Genomic DNA, 5,779 nt, shown 5'->3' with positions numbered 1-5,779 from the left:
TTCCTCGATGAGCTTGAGCTGAGCCGCCATGGCTTCGTTTCCCTTGCTAGAGTTGGCTCACATGAACCGTCAACAAGGCTTATGTACCCTTTGTGTTCTCATGGAACAAGTGGGGAACGAAAATATTTCTCCACCGTGGAGGCATCTCTCGTCAAACCTTTATCGGGGAAAGCAATTCGCGTCACGCAGCGCTGCGCGACGCCTGTGGGAAAGCCCCGATTTGCCAACCAAAAGCGCTGAAAAGATGCTTCGGAAATGAAAGAGCCGGCCGCAGCCGAGCGAATGATTCGCCCAACCACGTCCGGTTCCTTCAATCCACAATCAAATGGCGCGCTTACACCACACCGAACGCCAGCATTGCATCGGCCACCTTCTTGAAGCCCGCGATATTCGCGCCCTTCACATAATCGATATAGCCGCCGCCCTGATCGCCATAGGCAAGGCACGATTTGTGGATGCCCGCCATGATGTCCTTGAGCATTTGCTGTAGTTCGTCCTCGCGCCACGAACGTCGCTCGGAATTCTGGCTCATCTCAAGGCCCGATACAGCCACGCCGCCAGCATTCGATGCCTTGCCCGGCGCGTAGAGGATCTTCGCCGCCTTGAATACGTGCACGCCGTCAAGATCGGTCGGCATATTCGCGCCTTCGGCGACTGCCTTGCAGCCATTGGCAATCAGTGTGCGCGCGTCATCGCCCAGCAGTTCATTCTGCGTCGCACACGGCAGCGCCATATCGCAGGGCACGCCCCACGGCGTCTTGCCGGCCACGAAAGTCGCTTTGGGGAACGCTTCGACATATTCCTCGATGCGGCCACGCCGATGCGTTTTGTGAGCCTTCACCCAGTTGATCTTTTCCTGATCGATACCGTCGGGATCATGGATGTATCCACCCGAATCCGACAGCGTCAGCACCTTGCCGCCCAACTGCACGATCTTCTCAGCCGCATGGGTTGCCACGTTGCCCGAGCCTGAGATCACCGCGGTCTTGCCGACCAGATCTTCGCCTTTGTGCGCCAGCATATTGGCGAGGAAATATACCGCGCCATAGCCGGTCGCCTCGGTGCGGATCAAGGAGCCGCCCCATTCCAGCCCCTTGCCCGTCAGCACGCCGGTGAAGTTGTTGGTGATGCGCTTGTACTGGCCGAACATGAAGCCGATCTCGCGGCCGCCTACGCCGATGTCGCCCGCCGGAACGTCAACGTCCGCCCCGATATGCCGGTAAAGCTCGGTCATGAAGCTCTGGCAGAAGCGCATGATCTCGCGCACGCTCTTGCCCTTCGGGTTGAAGTTCGATCCGCCCTTGCCGCCGCCCATCGGCAAGCCCGTCAGCGCGTTCTTGAAAGTCTGTTCGAACGCGAGGAACTTCAGCACCGATTCGGTCACCGAGGGATGGAAGCGGATGCCACCCTTGTAAGGTCCGATGGCGTTGTTGTTCTGCACGCGCCACCCACGCTGCACGCGAACGTTGCCGTTGTCATCCTCCCAGCAGACGCGGAAAGACACCACGCGGTCCGGTTCGGCAATACGGCGCAGGATCTGCTGCGCGTGATATTCTTCCTTGTCTTCCATGAAGCCGAAGATGTCTTCGGCCACTTCCTGCACTGCCTGGACGAATTCCGGCTGATGCGCATTGCGCTTTTTCACGCCTTCCATGAATGTCGGCAAATCGACATGATCAGATACGGCCACGGTGCCCTCCCCTCGACGGAGCCGGATGGCTCCTGTTGCGATATGGTGCGCCCCGTATCGAGCAACTTCGGAGTTTCAGTCCGAGTCGCAATCTTTTGTCACACGCAGACTAACGTGTTTTGCGCCATGCGATAGCTACGGTCGGCTATGTCACTTGTTGTCTGGTGTGCCGCCGCTGTTCTTCGGGAACAACTTGTCGAGCGCAGACTTCACCGATGCCCCGGCAGCTTCCTCATCCCGCTCAAGATCGGGCGTATAGCTCGGCACATCCGGCCTCGCGGATACCTCAGCGCCCGTGGCTTCCGCCAACGCTGGTTCTCCGACGGGTACCTTTGCAGCCTCAGGCGGCTGCATCGGTCCCAACAGCTTCACCAGCCCACCAAGCTGTCCCTCCAGCACTTTGTCCACCGCACCAGAGATCGTATCAGCCTTGTAGCGCATGTAGCCGCCGACAACATATTCCCAAAGTATCCGCGTGGCTTTGCCGCCGCTGCCGTCAACCGGCTTGAACGTCACCGTCATGGTTCCGTTTATCGCTTCGGACTGCAATGGCCCCAAGCCGCCAACCATGCGCAACGCGCGATAGGGCTCCGCATAGACCACGCGCATGTGCATGACCGAACCGGCCTTCTGTCCCGCTGGGGCATCCTTTGGCACCGGCAACTTCTCACAAAAGCAGCCGTTCGCATTAGGATCGAGCGACAAATTTGCGGCATCGCCTGAAAAGGTGTGCTGCGGATTCCACCACAGCGCCGGGTTGACGAGCGCTTTCCAAGCATCGGCCGGGCTTGCGGCCACCTCGGCCGTTATGCGCAGGACGAACCCCGCTTCACTCTTCTGCGTCACTTCAGCAGACGCAGGAACGGCGGAACCCAAAAGCCCCGCCGCCAAAAAACCTGTCACGATGCGCATCGACGGAGCCTCCCCCTGCCCCACACGGGCAGGCAACTCCCGCCTGTTAGCGCTTGCCGAGGATAGCCTCAATGGCTGCCGTAACCTCATCCATGTCGGCCATGCCATCGACGCGGGCCACGATGCCGCGGCTCTCATAGATCGGCAGGATCGGCGCGGTCTTGGCGCGGTATTCGGCCATCCGTGTACGCACCGTTTCCTCGTTGTCATCAGGCCGGCGCTTGAATTCGTGACTCCCGCACTTGTCGCAGGTGCCCTCAACCACAGGCTTTTCGAACGTGTCGTGATAGCCCTTGCCGCAGCTTGCGCAGGTGTAGCGACCGGTGATGCGCTCAACCAGCGCGTCCTCGTTCACTTCCAGTTCGATCACATGGTCGAGCGCCTTGCCGCGCGCTGAAAGTATTTCATCCAACGATTCGGCCTGCGGCGCTGTGCGCGGATAGCCGTCAAAGATCGCACCTTGCCCAGCAGGCAGCGCATCAAGCTCATCGCCGATCAGTGCCGAGACGATCTCGTCCGAAACCAGCTCGCCCGCTTCCATCACTGCCTTGGCCTTCAGACCAACCGGCGTCCCAGCCTTCACCGCAGCGCGCAACATGTCACCGGTCGAAAGTTGCTTCATGCCGTGGCGTTCGACCAGACGCTGTGCCTGGGTGCCCTTGCCCGCGCCCGGAGGCCCCAACAGGATGATGTTCACGTATGCTATCCCCTCTAGCAGCTGCTGCCCTCAGCGCAGTCGGCCCTTCAACTTTGCCTTCTTGATCAGGTCGCCATACTGGTGTGCCAGCAGGTGCGACTGGATCTGGGTGATTGTATCGACTGTCACGTTGACCACGATCAGCAGGCTGGTGCCACCAAAGAACACCGCACCCATGCCGGTTTCGGCCATGATGAACTCAGGCACCACACAGACCACGGTGATATAGGCAGCGCCCAGCACGGTGATGCGCGTCAGCACATAGTCGAGGTAGTTCATCGTGTTCTTGCCCGGACGGATGCCCGGAATGAACCCACCGTTCTTCTTCAGGTTTTCGGCGGTTTCCTCCGGGTTGAACACCACGGCGGTATAGAAGAACGCGAAGAAGATGATGCCCAGAGCGTAAAGCAGCATGTACAGCGGCTTGCCGTGCCCAAGGTACTGGTTCAGCGTCACGATCGCCTGCCCCATGGTCGTGTCTGGCGAGATCGAATTGCCCGCAAACTGCGTGATCGTCAGCGGCAGCAAAAGCAGCGAGCTGGCGAAGATCGGCGGAATGACGCCTGCGGTATTCAGCTTGAGCGGCAGATGGCTGCTGTCGGCCTGCATCATGCCGCGCTGCGTCGCACGCTTTGGATACTGGATCAGCAGCCGCCGCGTGGCGCGTTCAAAGAAGCAGATGGCCAGCACCAGCACGACCAGCATGATCACGATGCCCACAATCAGGAACGGCGAGATCGATCCGGTGCGTCCGCCTTCGAACAGATTGCCGAAGAATTTGGGCAGCTGCGCCACAATGCCAGCCATGATGATCAGCGAAACGCCGTTGCCAATCCCGCGCGAAGTGATCTGTTCGCCCAGCCACAGCAGGAACATCGTCCCGCCGATCAGCGAGATCACGGCACCCACGCGGAACAGCATACCGGGGTTGACCACCGCCTGCAGCCCGCTCGACGCGCCGTATGCTTCAAGCCCGGAGGCGAGCACCCAGCCCTGGATGGCGGTCAGGAACACCGCACCATAGCGCGTGTACTGGTTGAGCTTCTTGCGCCCGCTTTCGCCTTCCTTCTTCATCGCCGCCAAGGTCGGATGAAGCGAGGCGGCCAGCTGCACCACGATCGAGGCCGTGATATAGGGCATCACGCCCAGCGCGATCAGGCTCATGCGCTCCAGCGAACCGCCGGAAAACGCATTGAAAATGTCGAGAACGCCGCCCCGCGTCTGGTCGTAGAGCGTCTCCATGATCAGCGGGTTCACACCCGGCAGCGGCACGAAGCTGAGGAACCGGAAAACGATGAGCGCACCCACCGTGAACCAGATGCGCTTTTTCAGCTCAGTGGCTTTGGAGAAGTTGGCCAGATTCAGGTTGCTGGCGATGTTATCGGCGCGTGATGCCATTTCGGGGTTCTAAGCCTTGCTGCGAAACCGGGCCAGTGGCCACAGGGATCGGACGTCTTGAGCCAGCCCATATAGTGCGGGGCAACGAAAGTCGAACCCCTGCAATGCCGAAATCCCCGCCCGATTGGCGGGCGGGGATCGGAAAGTGCTTACTTGGCCTTGTTGGCCTCGCGGCGAGCGGTCTTCTTTTCATGCTCGCTGGGGCGGGCTTCGGGCAGTTCGACTGATCCGCCAGCCTTCTGAACGGCTTCAAGAGCGCCCTTGCTCACGCCATCGACCTTGAAGGCGACCTTGGCAGTGAGTTCGCCCTTGGCGAGCAGACGCACGCCGTCCTTGCCGCCACGGGCAAGGCCAGCAGCCTTGAGCACCGCGTGATCGACCGGTGCCGAGATGTCGATCTTGCCGGCATCGATGAACTTCTGGACCATGCCCAGGTTCACTTCGGCGAAATCCTTGGCAAAGATGTTGTTGAAGCCGCGCTTCGGGATGCGCATGTGAAGCGGCATCTGGCCGCCTTCAAAGCCGTTGATGCTGACGCCCGAACGTGCCTTGGCACCCTTCTGGCCACGGCCAGCGGTTTTGCCCTTGCCCGAGCCGATGCCACGGCCAACGCGCATACGGCCCTTGCGGGCGCCATTGTTGTCGGAAATTTCGTTCAGTTTCATGTCGTGCACTCGCTTTCGCTTTTGTCGCGCTGAATGGAAGGGGCGCCCTTAGGACAAAGCCACCAGCATGTCACCCCTCAATGAACCGGCTCCCACAAAGGAAGTCCGCTTCAAACGGAAAACCCCGGCACTAGGCCGGGGTGTCCCTATTCCCACATCGGGAGCTGTGGTCAGTCGACCACCGCCACCATGTGCGGAAGCTTGGCAATAGCGCCACGCACTTCAGCTGTATCTTCCAGCTCAACCACGCGGTTCATCTTGCCCAGACCCAGACCGACCAGAATCTTCTTCTGATGTTCGGGGCGACGGATCGGCGAGCCGATCTGCTTGATCTTGATCGTAGCCATGACCGATTACTCCGTGATGGCGTCGGCAGCGGCTTCGGCTTCGACTACCGAAGCGCCACCACGGCCGAGC

7 protein-coding genes are annotated in these 5,779 nt (G+C 60.3%); 1 reads left to right on the top strand and 6 read right to left on the bottom strand.

The features are described 5' to 3' along the window. The coding region (locus B7X90_RS17640; protein WP_292626738.1) for a hypothetical protein at positions 1-240 on the top strand (240 nt) is incomplete at its 5' end. A 94-nt stretch (positions 241-334) separates the two neighbouring features. On the opposite strand, the gene gdhA is transcribed toward B7X90_RS17640, so the two are convergent. The 6 genes from gdhA to rpmD form a co-directional block, all read right to left on the bottom strand. Next, positions 335-1,690 carry an NADP-specific glutamate dehydrogenase gene (gene gdhA / locus B7X90_RS17635; RefSeq protein WP_366409873.1) on the bottom strand — a complete coding sequence of 452 codons (1,356 nt, stop codon included), beginning with the start codon at positions 1,688-1,690 and terminating at the stop codon, positions 335-337. 150 nt (positions 1,691-1,840) lie between these two features. Next, on the bottom strand, positions 1,841-2,602 hold the full coding sequence (locus B7X90_RS17630; protein ID WP_292626736.1) for an SRPBCC family protein: 762 nt from the start codon (positions 2,600-2,602) through the stop codon (positions 1,841-1,843). A gap of 46 nt (positions 2,603-2,648) precedes the next feature. Next, positions 2,649-3,299 carry an adenylate kinase gene (locus B7X90_RS17625; protein ID WP_292626733.1) on the bottom strand — a complete coding sequence of 217 codons (651 nt, stop codon included), beginning with the start codon at positions 3,297-3,299 and terminating at the stop codon, positions 2,649-2,651. Positions 3,300-3,329: 30 nt separating this feature from the next. Further along, positions 3,330-4,697: a preprotein translocase subunit SecY gene (secY, locus tag B7X90_RS17620; RefSeq protein WP_292626732.1), complete on the bottom strand. Its 1,368-nt coding sequence runs from the start codon at positions 4,695-4,697 to the stop codon at positions 3,330-3,332. Between the two features lie 149 nt (positions 4,698-4,846). After that, entirely contained in the window at positions 4,847-5,362 is a 516-nt protein-coding gene (gene rplO / locus B7X90_RS17615) for a 50S ribosomal protein L15 (protein WP_292626730.1), read from the bottom strand. A gap of 170 nt (positions 5,363-5,532) precedes the next feature. Next, positions 5,533-5,709: a 50S ribosomal protein L30 gene (gene rpmD / locus B7X90_RS17610; protein WP_292626727.1), complete on the bottom strand. Its 177-nt coding sequence runs from the start codon at positions 5,707-5,709 to the stop codon at positions 5,533-5,535. Positions 5,710-5,779: the final 70 nt, after the last annotated feature.

It is taken from the genome of Novosphingobium sp. 17-62-19 (assembly GCF_002256775.1).
Taxonomy (GTDB): Bacteria; Pseudomonadota; Alphaproteobacteria; order Sphingomonadales; family Sphingomonadaceae; genus Novosphingobium.
Note: the sequence above shows the minus strand (reverse complement) of the source record. Positions and strands in the feature narration are given on the sequence as shown.

Bases quoted from the DNA above. Each gene is read 5' to 3' on its own strand.
- B7X90_RS17630 (WP_292626736.1), bottom strand. From the start codon at position 2,602: ATGCGCATCGTGACAGGTTTTTTGGCGGCGGGGCTTTTGGGTTCCGCC.
- secY (WP_292626732.1), bottom strand. From the start codon at position 4,697: ATGGCATCACGCGCCGATAACATCGCCAGCAACCTGAATCTGGCCAAC.
- rplO (WP_292626730.1), bottom strand. From the start codon at position 5,362: ATGAAACTGAACGAAATTTCCGACAACAATGGCGCCCGCAAGGGCCGT.
- rpmD (WP_292626727.1), bottom strand. From the start codon at position 5,709: ATGGCTACGATCAAGATCAAGCAGATCGGCTCGCCGATCCGTCGCCCC.